The organism is Streptomyces sp. NPDC051664, assembly GCF_044453545.1.
Taxonomy (GTDB): Bacteria; Actinomycetota; Actinomycetes; order Streptomycetales; family Streptomycetaceae; genus Streptomyces.
Genome location: NZ_JBITCU010000019.1, coordinates 17,142 through 41,931, shown reverse-complemented (window position 1 = coordinate 41,931; position 24,790 = coordinate 17,142). Strand labels below are relative to the sequence as shown.

General features: G+C 69.7%; 25 protein-coding genes. 6 read left to right on the top strand and 19 right to left on the bottom strand.

What is annotated here, in order from left to right; translation table 11 throughout:
- Positions 1-34 precede the first annotated feature (34 nt).
- The gene (locus tag ACIA8E_RS28505; protein ID WP_399302162.1) at positions 35-1,894 is read left to right on the top strand and encodes a serine hydrolase; all 1,860 of its coding nucleotides are present in this window, start codon (positions 35-37) and stop codon (positions 1,892-1,894) included.
- 74 nt (positions 1,895-1,968) lie between these two features.
- Here ACIA8E_RS28505 and ACIA8E_RS28500 read toward each other — a convergent pair whose 3' ends face one another.
- Positions 1,969-2,604, bottom strand: coding sequence for a LysE family transporter (locus ACIA8E_RS28500; RefSeq protein WP_399302161.1), 636 nt, complete (start codon positions 2,602-2,604; stop codon positions 1,969-1,971).
- A gap of 172 nt (positions 2,605-2,776) precedes the next feature.
- Here ACIA8E_RS28500 and ACIA8E_RS28495 point away from each other — a divergent pair, with 172 nt between their 5' ends.
- The gene (locus ACIA8E_RS28495; RefSeq protein ID WP_399302160.1) at positions 2,777-3,430 is read left to right on the top strand and encodes a class I SAM-dependent DNA methyltransferase; all 654 of its coding nucleotides are present in this window, start codon (positions 2,777-2,779) and stop codon (positions 3,428-3,430) included.
- A gap of 27 nt (positions 3,431-3,457) precedes the next feature.
- Here ACIA8E_RS28495 and ACIA8E_RS28490 read toward each other — a convergent pair whose 3' ends face one another.
- From ACIA8E_RS28490 to ACIA8E_RS28465, 6 genes are all read right to left on the bottom strand, one after another.
- A complete protein-coding gene (locus ACIA8E_RS28490; protein ID WP_399302159.1) occupies positions 3,458-4,363 on the bottom strand; it encodes a MurR/RpiR family transcriptional regulator in 906 nt (301 codons plus the stop codon).
- Between the two features lie 93 nt (positions 4,364-4,456).
- On the bottom strand, positions 4,457-5,686 hold the full coding sequence (locus tag ACIA8E_RS28485) for a M20/M25/M40 family metallo-hydrolase (protein WP_399302158.1): 1,230 nt from the start codon (positions 5,684-5,686) through the stop codon (positions 4,457-4,459).
- Positions 5,683-6,456 carry an amino acid ABC transporter ATP-binding protein gene (locus tag ACIA8E_RS28480; RefSeq protein WP_399302157.1) on the bottom strand — a complete coding sequence of 258 codons (774 nt, stop codon included), beginning with the start codon at positions 6,454-6,456 and terminating at the stop codon, positions 5,683-5,685. Before ACIA8E_RS28480 ends, ACIA8E_RS28485 begins: the two co-directional genes overlap by 4 nt.
- On the bottom strand, positions 6,453-7,433 hold the full coding sequence (locus tag ACIA8E_RS28475; RefSeq protein WP_399302156.1) for an amino acid ABC transporter permease: 981 nt from the start codon (positions 7,431-7,433) through the stop codon (positions 6,453-6,455). The genes ACIA8E_RS28480 and ACIA8E_RS28475 overlap by 4 nt, the downstream gene beginning before the upstream one ends.
- A 1-nt stretch (position 7,434) precedes the next feature.
- The gene (locus ACIA8E_RS28470) at positions 7,435-8,394 is read right to left on the bottom strand and encodes an ABC transporter substrate-binding protein (RefSeq protein WP_399302155.1); all 960 of its coding nucleotides are present in this window, start codon (positions 8,392-8,394) and stop codon (positions 7,435-7,437) included.
- Between the two features lie 163 nt (positions 8,395-8,557).
- A complete protein-coding gene (locus ACIA8E_RS28465; protein ID WP_399302154.1) occupies positions 8,558-8,734 on the bottom strand; it encodes a hypothetical protein in 177 nt (58 codons plus the stop codon).
- A 457-nt stretch (positions 8,735-9,191) separates the two neighbouring features.
- Here ACIA8E_RS28465 and ACIA8E_RS28460 point away from each other — a divergent pair, with 457 nt between their 5' ends.
- Entirely contained in the window at positions 9,192-10,586 is a 1,395-nt protein-coding gene (locus ACIA8E_RS28460; protein WP_399302153.1) for an endo-1,4-beta-xylanase, read from the top strand.
- Between the two features lie 7 nt (positions 10,587-10,593).
- On the opposite strand, the gene ACIA8E_RS28455 is transcribed toward ACIA8E_RS28460, so the two are convergent.
- Positions 10,594-10,902 (bottom strand): hypothetical protein, encoded by a 309-nt coding sequence (locus ACIA8E_RS28455; protein WP_399302152.1) that lies wholly within the window; start codon positions 10,900-10,902, stop codon positions 10,594-10,596.
- A 17-nt stretch (positions 10,903-10,919) separates the two neighbouring features.
- Here ACIA8E_RS28455 and ACIA8E_RS28450 point away from each other — a divergent pair, with 17 nt between their 5' ends.
- Positions 10,920-11,168 carry an acetylxylan esterase gene (locus tag ACIA8E_RS28450; protein WP_399302151.1) on the top strand — a complete coding sequence of 83 codons (249 nt, stop codon included), beginning with the start codon at positions 10,920-10,922 and terminating at the stop codon, positions 11,166-11,168.
- 39 nt (positions 11,169-11,207) lie between these two features.
- Here ACIA8E_RS28450 and ACIA8E_RS28445 read toward each other — a convergent pair whose 3' ends face one another.
- From ACIA8E_RS28445 to ACIA8E_RS28430, 4 genes are all read right to left on the bottom strand, one after another.
- Entirely contained in the window at positions 11,208-12,752 is a 1,545-nt protein-coding gene (locus ACIA8E_RS28445; protein ID WP_399302150.1) for a phytoene desaturase family protein, read from the bottom strand.
- A gap of 60 nt (positions 12,753-12,812) precedes the next feature.
- Positions 12,813-15,101, bottom strand: coding sequence for a tetratricopeptide repeat protein (locus tag ACIA8E_RS28440; RefSeq protein ID WP_399302149.1), 2,289 nt, complete (start codon positions 15,099-15,101; stop codon positions 12,813-12,815).
- A 27-nt stretch (positions 15,102-15,128) separates the two neighbouring features.
- Positions 15,129-16,016 carry an oxygenase MpaB family protein gene (locus ACIA8E_RS28435; RefSeq protein WP_399302148.1) on the bottom strand — a complete coding sequence of 296 codons (888 nt, stop codon included), beginning with the start codon at positions 16,014-16,016 and terminating at the stop codon, positions 15,129-15,131.
- Between the two features lie 102 nt (positions 16,017-16,118).
- Positions 16,119-16,892 (bottom strand): SDR family NAD(P)-dependent oxidoreductase, encoded by a 774-nt coding sequence (locus ACIA8E_RS28430; protein ID WP_399302147.1) that lies wholly within the window; start codon positions 16,890-16,892, stop codon positions 16,119-16,121.
- Between the two features lie 234 nt (positions 16,893-17,126).
- Between ACIA8E_RS28430 and ACIA8E_RS28425 the strand changes: the two genes are divergently transcribed.
- The gene (locus ACIA8E_RS28425; RefSeq protein ID WP_399302146.1) at positions 17,127-17,738 is read left to right on the top strand and encodes a TetR/AcrR family transcriptional regulator; all 612 of its coding nucleotides are present in this window, start codon (positions 17,127-17,129) and stop codon (positions 17,736-17,738) included.
- 3 nt (positions 17,739-17,741) lie between these two features.
- On the opposite strand, the gene ACIA8E_RS28420 is transcribed toward ACIA8E_RS28425, so the two are convergent.
- The 6 genes from ACIA8E_RS28420 to ACIA8E_RS28395 form a co-directional block, all read right to left on the bottom strand.
- Complete coding sequence (locus ACIA8E_RS28420) at positions 17,742-18,437, bottom strand: hypothetical protein (protein ID WP_399302145.1); 696 nt, start codon at positions 18,435-18,437, stop codon at positions 17,742-17,744.
- 35 nt (positions 18,438-18,472) lie between these two features.
- Complete coding sequence (locus ACIA8E_RS28415) at positions 18,473-19,024, bottom strand: hypothetical protein (RefSeq protein WP_399302144.1); 552 nt, start codon at positions 19,022-19,024, stop codon at positions 18,473-18,475.
- A complete protein-coding gene (locus tag ACIA8E_RS28410) occupies positions 19,021-19,266 on the bottom strand; it encodes a helix-turn-helix transcriptional regulator (RefSeq protein WP_053922437.1) in 246 nt (81 codons plus the stop codon). The genes ACIA8E_RS28415 and ACIA8E_RS28410 overlap by 4 nt, the downstream gene beginning before the upstream one ends.
- A gap of 378 nt (positions 19,267-19,644) precedes the next feature.
- Positions 19,645-20,835 carry an acyl-CoA dehydrogenase family protein gene (locus tag ACIA8E_RS28405; protein WP_399302143.1) on the bottom strand — a complete coding sequence of 397 codons (1,191 nt, stop codon included), beginning with the start codon at positions 20,833-20,835 and terminating at the stop codon, positions 19,645-19,647.
- A 102-nt stretch (positions 20,836-20,937) separates the two neighbouring features.
- A complete protein-coding gene (locus ACIA8E_RS28400; protein WP_399302142.1) occupies positions 20,938-22,095 on the bottom strand; it encodes a methyltransferase in 1,158 nt (385 codons plus the stop codon).
- 61 nt (positions 22,096-22,156) lie between these two features.
- Positions 22,157-22,363 carry a hypothetical protein gene (locus ACIA8E_RS28395; RefSeq protein WP_399302141.1) on the bottom strand — a complete coding sequence of 69 codons (207 nt, stop codon included), beginning with the start codon at positions 22,361-22,363 and terminating at the stop codon, positions 22,157-22,159.
- 218 nt (positions 22,364-22,581) lie between these two features.
- On the opposite strand from ACIA8E_RS28395, the gene ACIA8E_RS28390 reads away from it, so the two are divergent.
- Entirely contained in the window at positions 22,582-23,412 is an 831-nt protein-coding gene (locus tag ACIA8E_RS28390) for an endonuclease I family protein (protein WP_399302140.1), read from the top strand.
- A gap of 18 nt (positions 23,413-23,430) precedes the next feature.
- Here the strand turns inward: ACIA8E_RS28390 and glsA are convergent, their stop codons facing one another.
- A complete protein-coding gene (gene glsA, locus ACIA8E_RS28385; RefSeq protein ID WP_399302139.1) occupies positions 23,431-24,777 on the bottom strand; it encodes a glutaminase A in 1,347 nt (448 codons plus the stop codon).
- Positions 24,778-24,790 lie beyond the last annotated feature (13 nt).

The following is a 24,790-nucleotide window of genomic DNA, read 5'->3' as shown; positions in this document are numbered from 1 at the left end:
AAAGTAACTTTCACCCGGTAGGAAGGGGTTCCGGATGACCGAGGACGCAACCGGCAGAGGAATCAGCCGACGCAGGCTGAGCGGCGGGATGCTGGCACTGGGCGGGGCGCTCGCCCTGGCACCGATTCCGTTCGCGGAGACGGCGTCGGCCATGGAATCTGGGGCGGGTTCGTCGGGGACGTCGGAGGCGGGGGCATCGGGACCGGGCGCGGATGCCGCGCGCGGCCGGCCGACGCTGCGGCGCGGTTCCGCCGCCCGCGCCGGCCTGTTGCAGGGGCCGCTGGACCAATTGGTCACCGACGCAGAGAAGTTCCTCGGAGCCTCCCCCAAGCACCCGTGGTTCGCGGGCGCGGTGCTGCTCGCGGGGCGCGGTGGCACGGTGGCACTGCACCGGCCGATCGGCAAGGCGGTGCGGTACGCGGCATACGACGAGAAGACCGACACCGGGGTGGAGTTCCCGGCGGACCAGCAGATCGCGATGGCCGAGGACACGATCTTCGATCTGGCGTCGGTGTCGAAGCTGTTCACCTCGATCCTGGCCGTGCAGCAGATCGAGCGCGGGGCGCTGGAGCTGGAGGCGAAGGTCGCCTCGTATCTGCCCGACTTCGCGGGGGGCGGCAAGCAGAACATCACGATCCGTCAGCTGCTGACGCACACGTCGGGTTTCCGTGCCTGGATTCCGCTCTACAACGCGCCGACGCGGGAGGGAAAGCTGGAGCTGCTGTGGAACGAGGTGCCGGCCAACCCACCCGGCACCGTGTACCTCTACTCCGACCTCAATCTGATCTCGTTGCAGCTGGTCCTGGAGAAGATCACCGGCCGCGCCCAGGATGTCCTGCTCCGCGAGGAGATCACCGCTCCGCTCGGTATGCACCGCACTCGCTACAACCCGCCGGCCGCCTGGAAGCCGAAGATCGCGGCGACCGAGGACGCCCGACTGCCCTGGTCCGGCCTGGACCGCGGCCTCGTCTGGGGCGAGGTGCACGACGAGAACGCCTACAGCCTGGACGGGGTGGCGGGCCACGCCGGAGTCTTCTCCTGCGCCTGGGACCTGGCGATCCTCGCCCGAACGCTGCTCAACGGCGGTGTCTACGGGCACGCGAGAATCCTCTCCGACGAGTCGGTGGATCTCCTGTTCACCGACTTCAACACCGCGTTCCCGGGTGACGCGCACGGGCTCGGCTTCGAGCTCTACCAGCACTGGTACATGGGGGCGATGGCCACCCCGCGCACCGCGGGCCACACCGGCTTCACGGGCACAAGCCTGGTCCTCGATCCGACGACCGACTCGTTCCTGATCGTGCTGGGCAACTCGGTCCACCCGGTGCGCACTTGGCGCTCCGGCAGCGCACCACGTGTCGCCACCGCGAATCAGATGGCGCGAGCGGTGGCGGTGCGCCCGGCCCGGGGCCGAACCGCCTGGTTCTCCGGCATGGCGAGCGCCGCCTCCGCCACGCTCGCACTGCCCGTGCTGCGTCCGGTGACGTCGCGTGCCGCGCTGAGCTGCGCGCTGTGGTGGGACACCGAGCCGGGCTCCGACTTCCTGTTCCTGGAGGCCTCTTCGGATGCCGGGGCGACCTGGCAGCCGGTGCCGTTCACCACCGTTCCGACAGCGGCCGAACACCACGGGACGGAGCCCGAACCGCATCCGGCCGGCTCCGTCTCCGGCTGGTCGGGCCGGGTCTGGCACCGGCTGGACGCGGACCTTGCCGCCTGGCGCGACAAGGAGGTGCGGCTGCGGTGGCGGTACACCACGGACCAGCTGTACGTCGGACGCGGGGCGTACGTGGACGCCATCCGGGTCGAGGACCACGGCCGTACGGTCTTCGACGACAGCAGGTCCGGCGACGCGGGGCGTATCGAGGCCAACGGGTGGACGGTGTCCGCGGACTGAGGCGGGCCGGCGCGCCCGGCGGGCGACGTCGAGCAGGACCCGGGCTGCCGGCCGGTTCGGCCGGCAGCCCGGCGTCATGACGACGGTACGACCAGATGGACGGCGAGTGCGGTGATCAGTGTGCTGGAGGCCAGGGCGGTGACGAGCCGCCCACGATGGCTGGCCAGCGCACGGCCGAGCAGCGCTCCCCCACCGGCGAGCACCAGTTGCCAGCCCGCGGATGCCGCGAAGGCCGCGATGACGAACACCGACTGTTCCCAGCGGTCCGGTTCCGCAGCGACCGTCCGGCTACCGAGCACCAGCGCCGCGAAGTAGATCACGGTGGTGGGGTTCAGCATCGTCATTCCGAGCAGCCCCAGATAGGCCCGCGCGGGGCCGAGGGGTGCCCCGTCGGCCCGGACTGCCGAATGCCGCTTGCGGTACCTGCCGATTGCCGTGGCCCCACCCAGAGCCGCCAGTGCGACGAGCACCAGCGCCGACGCCCAGCGCAGGGGCAGCGCGACGGGCTCGATGACGTGGCTGAGCGACGAACCTCCGACGACCGCGATCAGCGCATAGAGGCCGTCGGCCGTCGCGACACCGAGCGCGGCTGCGGCACCTGTCCTCAGAGACGTCCGGGCCGTCAGGGTCACCAGGTAGGCCCCGACCGCTCCGATCGGCATGGCGATGCCGAAGCCGGCCAGGAGCCCCGCGACCAGGGCGGCGATCACGCGTGCAGCAAGTCAGGCCCCCGCGGTGGGCCGGGCTGCTGCTGGCCTCGGACCGGTCGGGCGGCGGCGAGGGTCAGCGACAGGAGGACGGTGATCGAGTTCATGAGCAGATGATGGGGGCGGCCGGGGGCGCGGGCAATGCAATTTCTGTCAGCCACTACGCTGCTCGCCCATGACTGAACCCACCTACTTGAGCACCACCCGGGCCTCCTACGACACCGTCGCCGTGAACTACGCCGAACTCCTGAGAACGGAACTCGGATACAGGCCGCTGGACCGGGCGATGCTGGCCGCATTCGTCGAACTCGTGCAGGGGTCCGATGCCGGACCGGTCGCCGACATCGGATGCGGCCCCGGCCGGGTGACAGGGCACCTGTGGTCCCTGGGGCTGACCGCACGCGGCATCGACCTGTCGCCGGAGATGATCGCGGTGGCCCGTCGGACCTATCCGGACCTTCGTTTCGACGTGGGTTCGATGAACGCGCTGGATCTGAAGGACGGCAGTCTCGGCGGCATCATCGCCTGGTACTCCATCATCCACACCCCGCCGGAGCTGTTGCCGGAAGTGTTCGCCGAGTTCCACCGGGTGCTGGCCCCGGGCGGCCATTTGCTGCTCGCCTTCAAGGCGGGTGACGAGATCCGGCACCTTGAACACGCGTACGGCCATCCTCTGGCACTCGACGTCTACTGGCTGGAGCCCGAGCGTGTGGCGGAGCTGCTGCGCCGGGCCGGGTTCGTCGTGGACGCCACGCTCGTGCGCGAGGCCGACAGAAACGAGGCCGGCCCTCAGGCGTATCTCATGGTCCGCCGACCGGCAAACCCGTAGTCGGCGGCCCGTCCCGTCCCCCCCTTGCTACGGGGCGTCCGGCCTCCGGTCGGCGGGCTGGATCCCGGCCCGCCGTGCGACGTTCTCGCTGTGCTCCAGGTGAGCGCGCCCCTTCTCGCCGAGCCGCCCGAGTACGCCCGCGAGGACCGTCTCGACCGTGGCCAGTGTCGGCACCATGCTGTCGTACGGCGACGGGGCGGCAACCCGGCTGGGCAGGACGACGTCGGCGAGATTGGTCACCGGCGAGAGCCAGGCATCGGTGAACAGGACGATCTTGCTGCCGCGCTCCCTGGCCAGCTCGGTGATGACGACCTTGTCCGGTTCGTAGCGGCGGTAGTCGAACACCACGAGCACGTCCTGTCTGCCCAGACCCGCGAGCACAGCGGTCCGTTCCACGTCCCGGTCCGGCAGGATCACCACGTCACCGCGCACCTGCATGAGATGCAGGCCCAGATACTGCGCCAGGAGGTGGGTGAACCGGCCGCCCACGAGGACGACCCGGCGCTTGGGGTGGCAGAGCAGCGCCACTGCTGCCTGCACATCGTGCGGAGGCAGTTCGCGCAGGGTGCGGCCGACCTCGGCGCTGAACACATCCTGGTCGCCTTCGGCGCGCGCCGTGCCCGGAGCGGAGTCGTCCTGCGCCCGAGGCGGAGTGCTGCCGTATCCGCGCGTGCTGTACAGCGCCAGCGGTGAGGCGCTGCGTTCGTCGAGCTCCTCGCGCAGGGCCGCCTGGAAGTCGGGGAATCCCTTGTAGCCGAGCCTGTTGACGAAGCGGATCACCGTGGGCGCGCTCACGCCGGCCCGTTCGGCGAGCGTGGCCACGGTCTCGAAGCCTGCCGACGGATAGCCCGCGAGGAGCACCCGGGCCACCTTACGTTCGGCGGGACTGAGATCACCGATGCGGTGCCGGATCTCTTCGGCGAGTGAGGACATGGGCCGGGCCACCTTTCCAAAGGGGTTCAGATTACGCGGGGCCCGGCCCCGGACTCTCTCCGCATCGACGACGGGCCGCGCCGGGGAGCCCGGTCAGCTGCCGCCCGCATCCCCGAGCGTCACGATCAGGGCGGCCAGCAGGGCGACGCGGGACGGAACGGTCGTGACATCGAGCCACTCGTCCGGGCCGTGGTCCCCGCCACCGACCGGGCCGAGGCCGTCGAGGGTGGGGACGCCGGCGCCGGCGATGGTGTTGGCGTCGCCGACGCCGCCGGTGGCTGCGGCGCCCAGAGCGACGGAGAGTTCCCTCCCGGCCTCCACGGCGTGGGCCAACATGGCGCGCGCTGCCGGGGTGTCCTTCATCGCCGGACAGGTTTCGGTCTGCCGGACGGTGGCGTTGGTGCCGGGTACGCGGAGCCGGGCGGCGGCCTTCTCGATGGCCTCTCGGGCGTGACGGATCCCGTCGTCGGTCGACGACCGCACCTCTACGTGCAACTCCGCTTCGGGACAGACGATGTTGATGCGGCTGCCCGCCCTGACCATGCCCACATTGACGGTGACGTCGCCCCAGCGCCCGTTCATCTTCTGACAGTCGATGAGCAGATGCGCGGCGGCCAGCGCGGCGTTCGCCCCGCGCTCCGGTTCGATCCCGGCGTGTGCGGCCCGCCCCGTCACAGTGATCACGAAGTCGGCCACGCCCTTGCGGGCGATGACGAGGTCGCCGTTCCCGCGGGCGCACTCCAGGCCGAGCGCGTAGTGGATTCCGGCCGTGAGCGCGGCGGTCACCGGGCGGCTGGCCGGTGAGCCGACCTCCTCGTCCGGGGTGGCGAGGAAGACGATCTCCGCGAAGTCCAGCATCCGCCGGTGCAGCAGAAGTTCCACGGCGGTGAGCCCGGCGAGGAGTCCTCCCTTGTCGTCGCTGACTCCGGGTCCGTGGGCGAGCGGGCCGCTCAGACGGAAGGGCCGGTCGGCCGCGGTCCCGTCGTCGAACACGGTGTCCATGTGCCCGGCGAGCAGGATGCGCCGCCCGCCGCGCTCCACGGGCAGCCGGCCGCGCAGCCGCCCCACCACCAGGTCACCGAACCGGGAGTCCCGGCCTTCGGCGGTGACGACTGCCCGGTCGGCCTCGAAGCCCAGGGAGGTCAGTCGCCGTACGGTCCATGCCGCGACCCGGTTGACCCCTTCGGGGCTGTACGAGCCGGAGTCGATGGAGACGAGGTGCCGCAGGTCCGACAGGTAGCGGTCGTACAGGGCGACGGCGTCCGGGAGGAGCAGGGCCGCGGTGCGTGCCGCCGTGCCCCGGGCCCGTGCGGGGGCGCTCACAGGACCTTCGACAGAAAGGCGCGGGTGCGTTCCTGCTGCGGGTCGCCGAGTACCTGCCGCGGGGTGCCCGCCTCGACCACGACGCCGCCGTCCATGAAGACGGCCGTGTCCGCGACTTCGCGGGCGAACCCGATTTCGTGGGTGACAACCACCATTGTCATTCCTTCCGCGGCCAGTTGGCGCATGACGTCCAGTACTTCTCCGACCAGTTCGGGGTCGAGTGCGGACGTCGGTTCGTCGAAGAGCATCAGTTCGGGTTTCATCGCCAGGGCCCGTGCGATGGCGACACGCTGCTGCTGGCCGCCGGACAGCTGGGCGGGGTAACGGTCGGCGCGATCGGCGAGACCGACGCGGTCCAGCAGGCGCCGGGCGTCCGCGCGGGCCTCGTCCCTGGCGACGCCCGCGACCTTCATGGGCGCCTCCATGACGTTCTGTTCCGCCGTCATGTGCGGGAAGAGATTGAACCGCTGGAACACCATCCCGATGTCGCGGCGTCTGCGGGCGATCTCGCGCTCCTTCAGCTCGTACAGCCGGTTCCCCTGCTGTCGGTAGCCCACCGGGGCACCGTCTACGGACAGCCTGCCCCCGTCGAGCTTCTCCAGGTGGTTGATGCAGCGCAGGAACGTGGACTTCCCGGAGCCGGAGGGGCCCAGCAGGCAGCAGACCTGGCCACGTTCCACGGCCAGGTCGATGCCCTGGAGCACCGCGACCTTCCCGAAGTGCTTGCGCACGCCCTCGGCGTGCACCATCGGCGTCTTCACGGTCGTCATCCCTTCGGGCCGGTCGAGGCGGGGGTGGAACGGAACAGGGGCAGCCGGGCACCGGCGACGAGGCGCTGCAGCGGACCGGCTGCAGCGGTGGGCGCCAGGCCGCGCCCGTACCGGCGCTCCAGCCAGGACTGCGGAAGGCTCAGGGCCGTGACAAGGATCAAGTACCAGATGGAGGCGACCACGAGCATGGGGATGACCTGGTAGTTCTGCGCGTACACGTCCTGGATGTTGGACATCAGGTCGTGGGCGGAGATCACGGAGACCAGTGCGGTCATCTTGAGCATGTTGATGGTCTCGTTGCCCAGCGGCGGGATGATCACCCGCATGGCCTGGGGCAGCACGATGCGCCGGGTGGTGAGGGTGGGACGCATGCCGAGCGAGTGCGCGGCCTCCGCCTGACCCGGGTCGACGGACTGGATCCCGGCGCGGACGATCTCGCTCGCGTACGCCGCCTCGTTGAGCCCCAGCGCCAGGAGCGCGGCGACCGTGGGCGTGAGCAGGGCATTGGTGTCGGCCTGGAGGAAGGTGATGTGGGTGAACGGGACGCCGATCAGGACATGTTGGTAGAGCGCTCCCGCGTACCCCCAGAAGATGATCTGGACCAGCAGGGGCGTCGACCGGAAGACCCAGACGAAAGCGGTACCGAGGGCGCGCAGGACGGGGTTGGACGACAGCCGCATCACCGCTACGAGGACACCGAGGCCGAGCCCGATCGCCATGGCGGCCGCGGTGAGCCACAGCGTCGTGACCAGTCCGCTGAACACGAGGTCGGCGAAGACGTATCGTCCGACGATGTCCCAGTGCAGGTTCTTGTTGCCTGCCAGGGAGCCGATGAGCCCGACAAGGGCGGTGGCGGCTGCCGCCGCGGCGAGCCAGCGGCCCCAGTGACGGACCGGCACGGCGGTGAGGGTGTCCGGTGCGGGCGCGGCCGGTGCGGGAGGGCTCTGCACGGTCCCGGCGGGGGTCGTGGCTGTCATGTCAGGACACCGCCGCGTTCTTGGTGGCTTCCTGCACCGCGATGGACGCAGCACCGTACTCGGCGCAGATCCTGTGCAGCGTCCCGTCGTCGATGAGCGCCTGCACGGCCTTCTGGATCGCGTCGGTGAGGCCTGGCAGGCGTTTGGTGACGCCGATCCCGTTGGGGGTGGCCTCGTAGCCGCCGACCGCCCCGGGGTCGTCGACGACTTCGAAGGCCCGGCCGCCGTCGGCGTTCTTGGCGGTCCAGCCTGCCGCGGGCTTGGTCAGCAGGTCGGCTGCGACTTTCCTTGAGCGCAGGGCCAGTTGGGCATCCGAGTCCTTCGGGAACGTCTGGATGGAGACGGGCTGCTTGCCGGCGTCCGCGCATGCGGCCTGATGGGCCTTGAGCACGTCCAGCTGGTGGGTGGCGGCCTCGGCACCTACCTTCTTGCCGCACAGATCGCCGAGTTCGGTGATGTGATGCGGGTTCCCCTCGGTGACGAGGATGCCCGAGCCGGACACGGAGTAGTCCACGAAGTCCAGGACCTGCTGGCGCTCCTTGGTGTCGGTCATGGCCGACATCACCGCGTCGAACTTGCCGGCCTGGATCGCCGGCACGATGCCGTCGAACTTCTGCGCGGTGAAGGTGAATCGCACCCCCAGCTTGGCTCCCAGGGCCTGCCCCAAGTCGTAGTCGAGCCCGGTCAGTTCGGGTTTACCCTCGGCCACGAACATCACGAAAGGGGCGTACGGAACGTCGGTGGCAACCTTGACCGCGCCGGCGGACCGCACGGCGGCAGGCAGGGTCGCGTGGAGCTTCGCATCGCGGGTGATGCGTACGCCGGCGATGGTGACGCCGGCTGCGGGGGCAGCGGTGTCGCTGCCCCCGGGGTCGCTGCCGCAACCGGACAGCGTCGTGGCCACTGTGATCAACAGCGCTGTGGCCGCAACTGCGCGGCGCCATGGGTGAGTGTGCAACACGGACCTCTTCTCGCGGAACTGCCGTGCGGTCGGTTCACCGCCGACGAACTTCCCGCACGTTACACATGACACTTCCATTCGCTCCACAGTAACGCCTGTTACATATCGATAACGGCCCGGTCGAATCGCGCGAACGCCACCGAACGGCAGATACGTCAGGGCGTCATGCACCGCAGAGGCGAACGGCCGCCATCACCGGTGTTTCAGGTCGCAGGTCAATCACTTGATGCGAAACAAGCGTTACCAACAGACTGCTGCCTTGTGCGCGAACCTTCAAGCGGATCGCGATGCGTTCGATCTGCACCCATCCCGAAATATTTCGATGCACTTGCTGCCGCATTCATGCCACGATCGAGCTCTTATCCACCGAAAGGCACGAAATGCTCCGCTGACAGGTGCGGATGCGTCAGGTGGCACACGAGGCGGACCCACATCTTCGCCCACATCACGTACATCATTTCGGCAGACTTTCGTAATTCCTGCCTGCACCTGCGTTCCCCGACGGCTCCAAACACTCTCGCCGACACTGCTGGAGCCACATCTGAGCAGGTCAGAGCCACTCAAGGTGCGGATTTCGCACTTCACCTCCTCGAAATGTTTCGGAAATGTTGCGTTGACGTTGCCCATCGTCGGGCGCATACTCTCCCTCGCTCCTTGCTTCACCGATCAACTCCCCGCCGGAGAACCGCCATTCGTCGGCGCGTCCGGAGGCGGAACGCACAGCCCTGAACGGTCCATCCATCCCTGTCCGGGCAGTCCGCTCATTCCGTCCGGAAATCGGAAGAAGAGGTTGGTCAGTGATCGACGATTCCCCCCGCGGCTTCGAGCCCGAACGCCCGCAGTTCCGTGTCCTGGTCCGCAAGGCACTCGTCCTCGGAACGGCCGGCGTCCTGGCCACCGCCGGTGTCCTCTCGCTCACCGGTAGCGCGAACGCCGCGAGCACACTCGGCGCCTCGGCCGCGGCCAAGGGCAGGTACTTCGGTACGGCGGTGGCCGCGAATCACCTCGGTGAGGTGCAGTACGCCTCCACGCTGGACACCGAGTTCAACGCGGTGACGCCCGAGAACGAGATGAAGTGGGACGCCGTCGAAGGCACCCGCAACTCGTTCAACTACTCCTCGGCCGACCAGATAGTCAGCCACGCCCAGGGCAAGGGAATGAAGGTCCGGGGTCACACCCTGGTGTGGCACTCGCAACTGCCCGGCTGGGTGGGTGGCCTCGCCGCCGCCGACCTCCGTACGGCGATGAACAACCACATCACCCAGGTCATGACGCACTACAAAGGCAAGATCTACGCCTGGGACGTGGTCAACGAGGCGTTCCAGGACGGCAGCAGTGGCGCCCGCCGCAGCTCCCCGTTCCAGGACAAGCTCGGCAACGGCTACATCGAGGAGGCGTTCCGTACCGCTCGCGCCGCCGACTCGGGCGCCAAGCTCTGCTACAACGACTACAACACCGACGGTCAGAACGCGAAGAGCAACGCGGTCTACAACATGGTGAAGGACTTCAAGCAGCGCGGCGTGCCGATCGACTGCGTGGGATTCCAGTCGCACTTCAACAGCAACTCGCCCGTCCCCAGTGACTACCAGGCCAATCTGCAGCGCTTCGCCGACCTCGGCGTCGATGTGCAGATCACCGAACTGGACATCGAGGGTTCCGGCTCGGCGCAGGCCACCAACTACAGCAATGTGGTGAAGGCCTGCCTGGCCGTCTCGCGCTGCACCGGCATCACTGTCTGGGGCATCCCCGACAAGTACTCGTGGCGCAGCAGTGGCACCCCGCTGCTGTTCGACAACAACTACGGCAAGAAGCCCGCGTACGACGCGGTGCTCGCCGCACTCGGCGGCAGCACCGGTGGCGGTACCCCTGGCGGCGGCACGGGCGGCGCCACCTGCACGGCGACCTATACGCGCACCGACTCCTGGAGTGACCGCTACAACGGACAGGTGACGGTGAAGGCCGGCAGTTCCGCGATCACCGGCTGGTCGGTGCCGGTGACCCTGACCTCGCCGCAGAAGGGCTCCACGACCTGGAACGGCTCTCCCAGCTGGGACACCAGCGGAGATGTGATGACCATGAAGCCGAACGGCAACGGCAGTCTGGCGGCGGGAGCGTCGACGACCTTCGGGTTCACCGTCATGACGAACGGCAGCACGGCGACGCCCTCCATCGGTGCCTGCACCGCCTCCTGATAAACCGTCAGACGCGTGCGAACGCAGGGCGCGGCGATTCCCGGTCGCCGCGCCCTGAACTGCTGTACCGCGTCCTGCACCGTGGTAGGGAACAGGGCGGGGTGCGGAATCGGCGGGCGGTTCCGTGCACCACTCCGCTCACCCCGTCGGCGAGCAGCTCCTCGCCGTACTTGAGCTCGCGGGCCGGATCACGCTCACTGTTGCAGAGCAGTACGTGGTAGCCCTCGGCGAGCGCAATGGACCCCAACTCGCGGGCGAGCGCCCCGCGGAGGGGGTCGTCTACTGGCGCTACGGCGTGCCGTTCCTGGCGATCCATCTGGCGGGAGTTTCCGGATGGACGAGGCGATGGAGACACTGTCCTACTTCGACGGGGTGAACTTCGCGGCGCGGGCGACCGCTCCGGCGTGGTTCTCGGTGGGGCTGATGGACAAGATCTGCCCGTCGTCGACGGTGTTCGCCGCCGACCACCGCTACGCCGGACCGGCCGCGATCGAGGTGTTCACGTACAACGGGCACGAGGGCGGCGCGGAGTACGATCTGCCGCGCAAACTCGGCGCGCTGCGCGGCGTGTTCGGTCACTAGGTACCGATCAGCAGGCAGGTACGGATCAGCGGTTACGGGTCACCGGCCCAGCGCCGCCATCGCGGCGTTGTGGCCGGGAACCCCGCTGACCCCGCCACCGCGCACGGCGCCCGCCCCGCACAGCAGCACATTGGCGTGCGCCGTCTCGACGCCCCACCGGCCGGTGGACTCCGTGGCGTACGGGAAGGCGAGATCCCGGTGGAAGATATGTCCGCCGGGCAGCCGCAGATCCCGTTCGAGGTCGAGCGGGGTCTTCGCCTCGATGCACGGCTCGCCGTTCCCGTCGACAGCCAGACAGTCGGCGATCGGCTCGTCGAGATGCGCGTCGAGTTCGGCGAGCGTGGCCTTGAGGAGTGCGGCGCGTGTCGACTCGTTGTCCGCTGCGAAGAGCCGGGCGGGTGTGTGCAGGCCGAAGAGAGTGAGGGTCTGGTAGCCGCGGGCGGCGAGGTCGGGACCGAGGATCGACGGGTCGGTCAGCGAGTGGCAGTAGATCTCGGACGGGGGCGCCGCCGGCAGCCGGCCCGATGCGGCGTCCCGGTAGGCGTCGGACAGCTGCCCGTACCCCTCGGCGATATGGAAGGTTCCGGCGAACGCCTGGCGTGGGTCGACGGAGCGGTCGCGCAACCTGGGCAGCCGGCGCAGCAACATGTTGACCTTCAGCTGGGCGCCTTCGGAGGGGGCCGGCGGCTCGTCGCCGAGGAGTGCGGCGAGGGCCTGCGGCGAGGCGTTGACGAGGACCCGGCGGGCGGCGACCCGGTGTTCACCGTCGGGTGAGCGGACGGTGACCTCCGCCCGGGTGCCGTCGGTCTCGACCCGGGTCGCCTCGTGCCGGACCCGGATCTCGGCGCCCGCCGCCCGGGCGGCCTGCGCGAGGGCGTCGGTGAGCGCGCCCATGCCGCCGACGGGGACGTCCCAGTCGCCGGTGCCGCCGCCGATCATGTGGTAGAGGAAGCAGCGGTTCTGGAGCAGGGACGGGTCGTGCGCGTCTGCGAAGGTGCCGATCAGCGCGTCGGTCAGCACGACTCCGCGTACGAGATCGTCGGCGAAGTTCTCCTCGACGGCCACTCCGATCGGTTCCTCGAAGAGCATCCGCCAGGCGTCCGGGTCACCGATCCGGTCGCGGAGCGCGTCCCGGCTGGGCAGCGGCTCGGTGAGGGTCGGGAAGACCCGCTCGGCGACCCGCTGCGTCATGCCGTAGAAGCGCTGCCAGGCCGCGTACTCGCGCTCGCCGCCGGTGAGCGCGGCGAAGGACTCCCGGGTGGTGTCCCCGCCGACGAGCAGTCCGGTGGCACGGCCGCCCCGCACGGTCGGTGTGTACGAGGAGACGGTCCGCTTGCGTACGGCGAAGTCCAGCCCGAGATCGCGGACGATCTTCTGCGGCAGCAGGGACACCAGATACGAGTAGCGCGACAGCCGGGCGTCGATCCCGTCGAAGGGACGGGTCGAGACGGCCGCTCCCCCGGTGGTGCCGAGGCGTTCGAGGACGAGGACGGACTGTCCGGCGCGGGCGAGATAGGCGGCGGCGACCAGACCGTTGTGGCCGCCGCCCACGATCACTGCGTCATACGTGTCAGGTGCGGGCATGGCCCTTGGTAACACGGGACGATCGCCCCTGACCAGAGGTGGCGGGGCGGAAGTTCCAGGTCAGTGCGGTTCGGCGCCCCGCTGTCGGCGCAGCGCCGCGACCTTGCGGTACAGCTCGACCGCCTCCGTGCCGCGCCCGAGCTGTTCGAGGCAGTGCGCCTCGTCGTTCCGGCTGGCGAGGGCGTCGGGGTGGTCGGCGCCGAGGACGCGCTCGCGGGCCTCGGCGACCGTCCGGTACACGGTGAGGGCATCGGCCCAGCGGCCCAGCCAGCCCAGGCCGACCGCGACCTCGCGACGGCTGACGAGGGTGTCGGGGTGGTCGGGGCCGAGGATGCGCTCCCGGATCGCGCACACATCGCGCGACTCGGCGAGGGCTTCCTCCCAGCGGGCCAGTCGCCCCAGATTGACACCGAGGCCGTGGCGGGCGCGGAGCGTCTCGAGGTCGGCGGGGCCGCCCACCCTGGTCCGGTCGTCGACGAGGGCGCGGTACAGCTCCAGGGCCTCCGCGCTTCGGCCCAGCCTGCCCAGGCTGATGCCGACCTCGTAGCGTGCGGAGAGCGTGTCGGGATGGTCCGCGCCGAGCGTCGCCGCGCGGCCTCGGGCGACTTGCCGGTAGGTCTGCAGCGCGTCCGACCAGCGCCCCAACTGGCCCAAGGTGTACGCGACTTCGTAGAGGGTGACCAGGGTGTCGGGGTGACTGGCGCCGAGCAGCCGGCTGCGGGCGTGCGCCACGTCGCGGGCCATCCGGTACGAGTCCTCCAGACGCCCGAGCCTGCTGAGGTTGAACGCGAGGTTGTGGCGGCAGCGCAGGGTGTCGGGGTGGTCGGGGCCCATCGACCGTTCCCTGGAGGCGAGGACCGCGGCGTACACCTGATGGGCCTCGAAGTGGCGGCCGAGCTGGCCCAGTACGTACGCCGCCTCCTGCCGGGCGGCGAGTGTCTCCGGGTGGTCGGGGCCCATGGTCCGTTCGCGGCCCTGAGCAACCCGGTCGAACTCGCGCAGAGCGTCCGCGGCGCGCCCGGTGCGGCTCAGGGTGAACGCGACCTCGAACTGGCTGGAGAGGGTGTCGGGGTGGTCGGGGCCGAGGGCGTGCTCGCGTTCGGCGGCGACCGCGCGGTGCACCTCGCCGGCCTCCTCCCAGTGGCCGAGCCGGCCCAGGTTGAGGCCCGCGCTGTGCCGGTTGGCGAGGGTGGAGAGCAGTTCCGGCGAGGGTGTGGGTCGCTCGGGCCGGGCGAGCGGGACGCCTCCGGTCAGGGTTCGCAGGTAGGTGCCGGTGGTCCATTCGCCGGTCAGGCCTGCGGAGTGGTCGGGCGGCGCGAGGCCGAGGTGCGTGGCCCCTGACGCCCTGTGTCCGACGGTCATGCCCCGGGTCCAGGACGGCAGTCGCGGCCCGGGGCCGTGCGGCTGCCGTCCGGGGCGTACGACGGGGACCGGCGGGGCGAGCCGGACCTGCCCCGACGGCTGGAGATGCCCTGCCGGCGGGAGGTGCTGTTGTTCACCGGTACGTCCGACGGCGATCCGCTGCCGCAGGTCGCCCGCGTCGGCGGGCCGCTCCTCCGGCGACTTGGCGAGCAGTTCCAGGACGACCCGGTCGAAGAAGCCGGGGAGTTCGGCGCGGTGGGTGCGCAGCGGTTCGGGCTGGGTGTCGCGGTGCCCGACGAGGACGGCCCAGGCGTCGTCGAGGTCGAACGGCGGGACTCCGGTGGCGATCTCGTACAGCACACAGCCCAGTGAGTAGAGGTCGCTGCGGTGGTCGACATGGCCGCCGCTGATCTGCTCGGGCGACATGTAGTGCGGGGTACCCATGGCGATGCCCGTACCGGTGAGACGTGAGGTGAAGCCGATGTCGTGACCGAGCCTGGCGATGCCGAAGTCGCAGATCTTCACCGTGCCGTCGGTCAGCCGCATGATGTTGGCGGGCTTCAGGTCGCGGTGCACGATGCCCTGTTGATGGGTGTAGCCGAGCGCGTCGGAGACCTGCTCGGCGATGTCGACGATGTCGGGCACCGGCAGCGGATGCTGTTCGTTGTCCTCCAGGAGCTGGCTGAGGTTGCGGCCGTCGAGGAGTTCCATCACCAGGTAGAGCACACCGTCGTGTTCGCCGAAGTCATGGACGACGGTGACGCCTCGGTGCTGGAGGGCGGCGGCCACCCGGGCCTCGCGGCGGAACCGTTCGCGCAGGATCCGGGTGAACGACTGATCGTGCTGGGGCCCCATCGGTTTGAGACATTTGACGGCCACGTGGCGGCCGAGCGACTCGTCGCGGGCGCGCCACACCTCGCCCATGCCCCCGCGCCCGATCACATCGAGCAGCCGGTACCGGCTCTGGATCAGCCTGGTGTCCGCCATCGCGTGCTGTCGCCCCCGTTGCTTCGCCTACTGCTGCGCCCTCCCCGGCCCGTCCAGTATGGCTGCCCCGTCACCGAGTTTGGAGGGGGCGGGGCGGCTACCGGGGCCGAGTCGTTCCATCGCCTGCACGATGTGGCCGGGCGGGAGTTGCCAGCGCAGCCGCGACGGGATGCAGCGCAGGGCGGTTCCGGTGGCGCGCAGGCGCCGGTCGACGGTACGCAGAGGTGGCGCGGGCCTGCCGTAGAGGTCATGCGCGTACGGGGGCAGTGACTGGTAGGCCAGTGCCGCCACGCGCCGCCACAGCAGTTCGCGCGCCGGGATCAGCAGGGCATGGACGGGCGGACGGCGGAGAAAGTCGTCGACGTCGAGCGCCTCGGCGCCTGCGGCGAGTTCGGGCCGCACCCGGTCGAAGTAGGCGGCGAGCTGGGCGGTGGTCGCGGGTACGTCGTCGGGGTCGAGGCCCACCAGGCGGGCACTCGTGCGGTGTTCGTCGATGTAACGGTCGGCCTGCGCGGCGGTGAGGGACTGGCCGGAGCGGAGCTGCACCTGAAGGTAGGAGTCGACCTCGGCGCAGTGCACCCACAGCAGCAGCTCCGGTTCGTCGACACCGTACGTCTCGCCGGTCGCCGGGTCGGTGGCCTTGAGGAGCCGGTGGATCCTGCGGACCCGGGCGCCCGCCTTCTCGGCGGCTTCCGTGGTGCCGTAGGTGATGGTGCCGACGAAGCCGGCCGTGCGCAGCAGCCGTCCCCACGCGTCCTTGCGGAAGTCGGAGTTCTGCATGACGCCGCGGACGGCGCGGGGGTGCAGCGCCTGGAGATACAGAGCGCGCACGCCCGCGATCCACATCATCGGGTCGCCGTGCAGCTGCCAGGTGACGGTTTCGGGTCCGAAGAGCCCCGGATCGGCGTGCGCCATGTCTGCTCCTGCCTCCCGCTCGGCCGCGTCCCTACGTATGACGTGTGCACCCACAGGATGCGCTGGTACCGGGCTGATGCTCCAGGCCCCGCTCCTGCGCGGTCACACCCCGGCGACGACCGCCACGCCGACCCGGCCGCCGTCGACGTCGAGCACGGTTCCGTGGACGAATGCCGCCTCGTCGCCGGCCAGGTACACCGCCGCCTGCGCGATGGCCTCGGGGCTGCCGACCCCGCCGGCCGGAGTGCCCTTCATCATGATGTCGCCGGGGTGTGCCTCGGTCTCGTCCGGGGTGGGCGTGCGCACCACACCGGGCGAGATCGCGTTGACCCGCACGCCGGACGGGCCGAACTCGGCGGCCCACGCCCGGGTCAGGGTCTCCACCGCTCCCTTGCTGGAGCTGTAGAGAGCGCCGACGGGAATACCGAGGCGGGCGATCCACGATCCGAGGTTGACGATCGCGCCGCCGCCCGCCTCGGCCATGGCAGGAGCGAGGGCGGCGGTCAGGAAGAATGGCGCCTTGACGTTGACGGCATAGACCTGGTCGAACGTCTTCTCGTCCGTGGCCGGGGTGGTCGAGCCGGGGTAGATGCCGGCGTTGTTGACCAGGATGTCGACCCGCCCGCCGAGGACCCGGGTCGCCTCGTCGGCGAGGGCCCGGGAGGCGGCCGCGCTGCCGTCGAGGTCGGCGGCGACGAAGTCGGCACGCCCACCGGCGGCCCTGATGCCGTCGACGACCTCTTGTCCGCGCTCGTGGTTCCGGCCGGAGACGGCGACGTGTGCCCCCTCGGCGGCGAATGCCTCGGCTATCGCGCGTCCGATGTTGCTGGTGGCTCCGGTGACCAGAGCGGTCTTGTGATGCAGGCGAGTGCCCATGATGCGGTGTCTCTTCTCGTCGGCGCGGCGTCGTGGCGGCGCACGGAATGAACTCTGTGGATTTAGTTGGTCCGGGCCGCAGGGCCGCAGGGCGGCAAAGTGGACCACGAGGTCCAGTGTGGACCGTGAGGTCCAATGTGAACCCGTGGAACTGGACTGTCAAGTCCAATGGAGTTAGCCTGGTCACCCTCGACGCCTCCCGGAAGGCGGGTCGGCAAGGAGGTCACCGACATCGTGCTCACCACCCGTGGAGCCGCCACCCGCCAGCGCATCATCACCGGCGCGGCAGCCCTGATCCGCGACCACGGCGTCGCCGGAGTCAGCCTCGACGACATCCGCGCCGCCACCTCCACCAGCAAGAGCCAGCTGTTCCACTACTTCCCGCAGGGCAAGTCCGACCTGCTCCTCGCGGTGGCCGAGTACGAGGCCGAACAGGTCCTCGCCGACCAGCAGCCCATGCTCGGCGACCTCACCAGCTGGCAGAAGTGGCAGGACTGGCGCGAGCGCGTGATCGAGAAGTACGACGCCCAGCGTGCCGGCTGCCCGCTGTCCGCACTCACCGCCCAACTCGACGTCGCCCGGCCGGCCACGCAGGGCATCATCACGCGGCTGTACGACCGCTGGCACGCCCATCTCTCCGAAGGTGTACAGGCCTTGAAGGACTCGGGCGAGGCCGACGCAGACCTGGATGCCGACGCGGCAGCAACGGCGGTTCTGACCGCAGTCACCGGCGGCGCCACCCTGCTCCAGGCCACCGACTCCCTGACCTACCTCGAGACCTCCCTCGACCAGGCGCTCAACGCCCTGCGCCGGGACGAGACAACTGTGGCGCGAGTGCGTAGCTGATCATCAAGAGGAACCCGGACGGATGCCGTACTCGGCAAGCCAGGCCAGAACCTCGCTCCGGGACGCCCGCACGAGCTTGCCGCCGGTGAAGCGGGCGTCGTCCGTGACCTCGGCGAGGCATTCAGGAGAAGGCGCGAAGGCCGTCGCCTCCTCATCGCTGGTGAACTCGGCCTCCGCCAGGACCAAGCCGTGCAGCGGAGGCTCGAACACGTCGACGCCGAAGGGAGGCACACTCAAGCGCTTCTTGACCAGCACCGCGGCCGGCAGCGAAGCGAGCAGTCGATATTCGTCCGAAGACAGATACGTGTTCGTGATCAGACCCTGAACGGGTCCCCGCCTGTCGGCAGGCACCTTCTGGGTGAGCTTGAATTCACACGTACCGATGTCCGGGCGCTCGGAACGCCTCAGCCGCAGACGCGTGCCCTCCAGATAGCGATCGGTGAGCACGCGGACGGCGATGACGGACGACGCACTCGGCGGCCCTGCGAGCAGGAACCGCCTCTCCCGTTCAATGCGTGCGTACTTCCCCTCGCGGACGCAGTCCCCATGCGCGATATCATTCTTTTCGACCACGCGGAAAGCTTCGCAGGAGTGATGCAGCCCGTCACCCGGACGGTCTGCACCGCCAACCGCACCGGCACCCCCCGCCGCCCGGGCCTGCGACACCTGCTCGACGCCACCAGGCGACAACTCGGCCATCAGAACAGGGCGAACGTTGCCTGACGCGGTACCAGCTAGAGCATCTCCGGCCCCGGCTCCGTTCCCTCCGCCGGTTCGTCCCGGGCCGTCAGGCCGGCCACCCACATCGGCATCAGCCAGTGCGTGACGAACACCGCGACGAGGACCGGGATGAGCAGAGTGCTGGCCGGTCCCTGACCGGTCAGGTCGTACGCGGCGACGCCGACGACGGCGCCCGCCAGCAGGTACGTGGTCAAGCGGTGCGCCCGTGCATGTACCCGGTCCCGCTCCGCCAGTTGGCGTTCGTCCAGAACGTGCTTCCGCAGTTCGAGGAGGCCGCGGGTGGCGCCATTGATCACGCCGGTGGCCACACACCAGGGCAGGATCAGGGCAAGAAGGGCGAAGGCGAGCCAGCGCAGATCGGTCACGGACATGCCGATGCCCGTCGCCACGGCTGCCGCCGTAAGTACCACGTGGACCGCGACGGCCGCGCGGCGGCGGGCCGCCGTCGCGTACAGCGCAGCCCCCTGGCGGTTGTTCATGAGGGCGAACATGCGCTCGTCGTAGCGCGTGCGCCGGTCTCGCTGGGGCGTGCCTGGGGTGGTCACTGCTTCCTCCCGTAAACCTCGTCCGTGAGCGGGCGGAACGGCCGGAGGGAGAAGAGTGCCTCCACCGGCAGGTCGAAGAACTCGGCGATGCGCAGGGCGAGATCGAGGCTCGGGTTGTACTGCCCGCGCTCGATGTAGCCGATGGTCTGGTAGTGGGCGCCGACCGCTTCGGCCAGCGCCTGCCGCGACACTTTGCGTTCCGCGCGTACCATCGCCAATCTGTTGTGCACCTGCTCGCTCATATATAAGAAGTACTACATCAGAGGGCAGAATTACAACAAGTGGCCACGTACCATCGACGGTCGGCGAAGCCGCACGCCCACGAAGAAGATGAAAGGGGCAATTCAGCGCCCTCGACCGCACGCAGGGGCAAGCTCGGCGCAGACCGGAACGAGCGCAATGGCCGGTGCCGACTAAGGGCTGTCCCGTAATCCCTGGTGGATCAGCGCGCGGCGTCAGATGCGGTGCATCGCAAGGCGGAGGAGCGTCCTCATACTGGGCGTATTCGGGCGTTCCGACAACGCAGCGAGGTGCCGTAGCTGTCGTCGTGCGCCCGCCAGGGATTACGGGACAGCCCTTAGCCTGCTTTTTGTGCCACTGAAATGCCTGGTCACAACCGGTCAGCGGCGCACGCGCGGCATCCCCAGGCCGATCCACGAGATGATTTCGCGCTGGATCTCGTTGTTGCCGCCACCGAACGTGAAGATGACGGCGGACCGGTAGCCGCGTTCGAGTTCGCCGTGCAGGACGGCGCCCGCCGAGCCCTCCTTGAGCGGTCCGGCCGAGCCGACGACCTCCATCAGCCAGGCGTAGGCGTCACGGCGCGCCTCGGAGCCGTAGACCTTGACGGCGGAGGCGTCCTGCGGGGTGAGGGTGCCTTCCTGGACGGCGGAGACCATCTGCCAGTTGAGAAGTTTCATGGCGTCGAGCCGGATGTGGGTTCGGGCGAGTCGGGTGCGGACCCATCCGAGGTCGATGACCCGGCGCCCGTCGGCCAGCTTGGTCTCGGTGGCCCAGCGCTGCACGTTGTGGAGGGCGCGGATGGCCATGGTGCCGTGGGCGGCGAGGGTGACGCGTTCGTGGTTGAGCTGGTTGGTGATGAGCCGCCACCCTTTGTTCTCGTCGCCGACGCGGCGGGAGACGGGGACACGGATGTTCTCGTAGTAGCTGGCGGTGGTGTCGTGCGAGGCCAGGGTGTTGATCAGCGTGCACGAGTAGCCGGGGTCGCCGGTCGGGACGAGCAGCATCGTGATGCCCTTGTGGGGCGGGGCGTCGGGGTCGGTGCGGACGGCGAGCCAGACCCAGTCGGCGGTGTCGCCGTTGGTCGTCCAGATCTTCTGACCGTTGACCGTGTAATGGCCGGTGGCTTCGTCGCCGTCGCGTACGGCCCGGGTCTTGAGGGCGGCCAGGTCGGTGCCGGCGTCGGGTTCGCTGTAGCCGATCGCGAAGTCGATCTCGCCGGCCAGGATCTTCGGCAGGAAGTACGCCTTCTGTTCGTCCGTGCCGAACTGCATGATCGTCGGGCCGACGGTGTTGAGGGCCATCAGTGGCAGCGGTACGCCTGCCTGGGCGGCCTCGTCGAAGAAGATGAACTGTTCCATCGGGGACAGGCCGCGTCCGCCGTACTCCGTCGGCCAGCCGACGCCGAGCCAGCCGTCGGCGCCGAGGCGGCGGATCGTCTCGCGGTAGAAGCGTTTCTGGGCGGCGGGGTCGTCGTACCTGCTGTACGCGTTGTCGGGAACGAGTCCGGCGAAGTACGTGCGCAGCTCGGCGCGCAACTGCTGTTGCTCAGGCGTGTATTCGAGGTGCACGGCCCCTCCAGGAGTCTCGCGTCGCGTCGCCCGTGTGCGGCGGCGCACACAGTAGAACGTGTTGCAAGAATCTGGAAGGGCCATGGGAGCCCCGTCCGCCGGTCAGCGCTTCACGGCGCGCAGCACGACGAACTTGGGGTCTCCGGCGACGGTGGTGCAGTTGCCGAAGGTGCGGCGCAACTGGGTGTGGTACCCGAGATGCCGGTTGCCGACGACCCACAGCTCGCCGCCCTGCCGCAGCGCGGTGCGCGCCCCGTGGAACATGGTCCGGGCCGTGGCGTCGGTGGTCGCCAGGTGCGAGTGGAACGGCGGGTTGTTGAGCACCAGGTCGACGCTGCCCGGCAGTACGTCCTCCGTCCCGTCGCCGACCAGGAAGTCGGCCTCGGCGTCCGTCCCGAGGTTGGCCCGGAACGTGGCCTCGGCCGAGGCGACCGCCTGGTACGACTCGTCGATGAAGGTCACCGTCGCCTCGGGGTTGGCGAGCGCGGCGGAGGTGCCGACGACCCCGTTTCCGCAGCCCAGGTCGACGATGCGGTCCCGGCCGCTGCGCTCGGGCAGATGGTTCAGGAAGAACCGGGTGCCGATGTCGAGGCGCTCGGCGCAGAAGATCCCGGCGTGGTTGACGACGGTCCGGCCGGAGACGGCGCCGATGCCGTCGGGCAGGTCGTAGCGGTGCGGCCACGGGCTGGGGGTGCGGGCCAGAGCCGGGTCGGGGGTGCAGAAGATCAGTCGGGCCTTCTTGACCGCGAGGGAGGTGCGGGTGGGGCCGATGATCCGCTCGAACAGCTTGAGGGTGGAGGTGTGGATCTCCTTCACCATGCCGGTTCCGATGACGACGGTACCGGCATGCACGGCGGGGGCGAGCCGGTGCAGCTGGTCCTCCAGGAGCGCCAGACTCTTCGGGACGCGTACGAGGAGGACGTCGATCCGCTCCGGCGGCGTGTCTCTGGCCGACAGCAGACGCACGGTGTCCGGGTCGTCACCGTTGCGGGCGAGGTTCGCCAGGGTGGCACGCTGCGCGAGGTACGAGTCGGTGATCTGTACGGGGCGGTGCCCGGCCAGCACGGTGGTCAGCGCACCCCAGCGGTCGCCCACCACGACCACGGCGCCTGACAGGTCGACCGGCTCTGCTCCGTCGATCCCCTCCAGCTGCCGCAGCAGATATTCGTCGGCAGCGTCCCAGGCGCGGAACGGGTCGCGCGGGTGCTCGGGGAAGCGGGCGAGGTCGAATCCGCCCTGTGACGTCGTCAAACGGTTCATTGTGCATTCAGGCTAGCCGAGTGGCGGGGAGCGCCCACACACTCCCCGCCGCACCGGCCGCCTACGGCAGCGTCTTCTCCATTGCCGCCCGGCCCTCTCGTGCCAGTCGGCGCTGCGCCCACTCAAGATTCTGCGGAGTCAGGTCCCGCCCGGAGGCGAGCACCAGATCCTCGGCCGACGGATGGTCGCTCCCGCCGGTGTGCAAGAGGCTGTCCGGGGTAATGCCCCGAGCCATGGATACGGGTACGGATTCGGACTCTTCGCTCATGCCGCCTCCTCGTCCTTGCGGCAATTCTCGCCCTGCGGCTCCAGGACCGCATCCGAGAGCCCACTTGACCTGCACATGATAGGTACACAGCGTTCACACCTCGGTCACCGTGCGTGTGGAAGGCTCCCGCTGACCACGCACCACACACGAACACCGCGGCACCGCCCCCACCCCATGACGGCGCCGCGGTGCCTGTTTTTCCGGAGAGGACACCCCACATGTCCCGTCGTCACCTTCCCTACCGGCGCCCACTGCTGGCCACCTTCGCCGCCTTCGCAGTACTCGCCGGCACCGCGGCCGCCGGACCCGCCGCGCCGACCGCACCCCGGACCACGCCGGTGGCCGCGACGCCGCTCGCCACGCTCGACGACACGTACTACCAGGACGCGCTCGGAAAGACCGGAACTCAGCTCAAGAGCGCCCTCCACTCGATCATCAGCGTGCAGACGAAGATCTCGTACAGCCAGGTCTGGGACGCGCTCAAGAACACCGACCAGGACCCCGCCAACTCCTCGAACGTGATCCTCCTCTACACCGGGCGCTCCGAGCCCAAGAGCGACAACGGCGGCGCCGTCGGCCAGTGGAACCGCGAGCACGTCTGGGCCAAGTCCCACGGCGACTTCGGCACCAGCACCGGGCCCGGCACGGACATCCACCACCTGCGCCCGGAGGACGTCACGGTCAACTCCATCCGGGGCAACAAGGACTTCGACAACGGCGGCACCGCGGTGAGCGGGGCGGCGGGCAACTTCACCGACAGCGACTCCTTCGAGCCGCGCGACGCGGTCAAGGGCGACGTCGCCCGCATGATCCTCTACATGGCGGTGCGGTACGAGGGCGACGACGCCTTCGCGGACCTCGAACCGAACGACCAGGTGGACAACGGCTCCGCGCCGAACATCGGCAGGCTCTCCGTGCTGAAGCAGTGGAGCCAGGAGGACCCGCCGGACTCCTTCGAGGAGCGGCGCAACGACGTGATATTCGACCAGTACCAGCACAACAGGAACCCGTTCATCGACCACCCCGAGTGGGTCGAGGCCATCTGGTAGCAGCGCCGTCCCGTGCCGTCAGGCCGTCGGGCGGCCCGCCTCTCGCGCGGCGCGCTCGACGGCCTCCTCGCGGGAGGTGAAGCGCCGGGGGGCCGTCGGGTCGCCGCCCGTCACTCCGAGGTGGCCGACCGGGTCGACCACGGCCGTGCGCCGGCCGCCCTCCGTGAGCCGGGACAGTCCGGAGCGCAGCATCGACCTCGCCACCGTGTCGATACCGGTCACCTGCCGCAGATCCAGCACCACGGACGCGGTCTCCTCCGGCCCGGACTCGTCGAGCGCGTACAGCACGCGTTCCGCCGCAGTGAAGTCGAGGGCGCCCTGCGCGGCGACGACCGCCACCTTTTCCCGCAGGGCGCGTTCCTGCTCCTCCGTCGGGGCCGACGGCAGGTCGTCGGCGGTGGTGACCAGGGTGACGGTCGAGGCGGCGAGCGCCGGGTTGTGCATCAGATGCAGGCCGAGCCGTTCCGACAGCGCCCCCAGCGCGATGCGCCCGCGGACCGATGTGCCGGTCGGATCCAGCCGCGGGCTGTAGGCCGCCAGGCCGAACCGGGCCGGTCCCGCGGCGATCAGGCCGCCGGACACCCCGCTCTTGGCGGGCAGCCCCACCCGTAGCAGCCAGTCGCCCGACGTGTCATACATGCCGCAGGTCGCCATCACGGCTAGCACCTGCGCGGCGACCGGTTCCTCGACGACCACGTCACCGTTGAGCGGGTTCACACCGCCGTTGGCAAGGGTCGCGGCCATGGCGGCGAGATCCAGCGTGGTGACGCGTACCGCACACTGCCGGAAGTACGTCTCCACGGCTCCCACCGGGTCGACCGGCAGCGGTCCCGCACTGCGGATGAGATAGGCGAGGGCGCGGTTGCGATCGCCGGTGGCGACCTCGGAGGCGTACACCGCCTCGTCGACGTCCAGCTGCCGGCCGGCGAACCGGCTCAGACAGTCGAGGATGCGGTCGAACCTCGGGGCGTCGGCGGTGTCGGGGATCAGCGCGGTGGTGACGATCGCACCGGCGTTGACCATGGCGTTGTCCGGCCGGCCGGTGCCCGGTTCCAGGCTGATGGCGTTGTAGGCCTCGCCGCTGGGCTCGGCGTTCACCCACCGGGACACGCCGTCGAGTCCGAGCTCGCACAGCGCGAGGGCATAGACGAAGGGTTTCGAGACGGACTGCATGGTGAACGGGACGTCGGCCTCGCCCGTGCTGTAGCGATGGCCGTCCATGCTGATCAGGGCCAGCCCGAAAGCCTCCGGGTCGGCCATGGCCAACTGCGGGATGTAGGAGGCCGGTTCGCCGTCGCGCACACCGGCGAACCGGGTGCGCAGTTCACGGAGCGCATCCGTCACCGCACCGGCCGCGGAGCTCACCTCGCTCCCGGCC